Below are 431 nucleotides of genomic sequence, written 5' to 3'. Positions count from 1 at the left end.
GATTTGCCGCGGATGAAGGACTGGTGGAAAGTAATCCGGCGGATGTTCTTGAAAGCCCCAAACGAAAACTAAATATTCCCGAAGTAATGGACAGGAAAACGATCGAAGATCTTTTAAATGTTATAGACACGTCAAAACCGCAAGGCTGCCGCGACAGATGCCTTTTTGAATTAATTTATTCGGCGGGACTGCGCGTTTCTGAAGCCGTGGGACTTCACATAAAAGATGTTGATATCGACACAGGAATCGCAAAGGTAAGGGGAAAAGGCAATAAATAGCGTATTGTGCTTTTTGGAAAAGAAGCCGCGTATCAATTAAAACAATATCTGCAATACGCAAGGCCTAAACTGGCGGTGAAAATAAACAAGACCCATGCCCTTTTTATCGGAAGAAACGGAAGCCGTCTTCTCAGAAAGGGCATTTGGGAAAAT

1 protein-coding gene is annotated in these 431 nt (G+C 43.4%); it reads left to right on the top strand.

What is annotated here, in order from left to right; genetic code table 11:
- Window positions 1-278 (top strand): tyrosine-type recombinase/integrase (locus tag ACYVRA_RS09215; protein ID WP_461252403.1); only part of this gene is annotated, 278 nt, incomplete at its 5' end.
- Between the last annotated feature and the right edge of the window lie 153 nt (window positions 279-431).

The organism is Treponema sp. R8-4-B8 (genome assembly GCF_054786175.1).
Note: the sequence above shows the minus strand (reverse complement) of the source record. Positions and strands in the feature narration are given on the sequence as shown.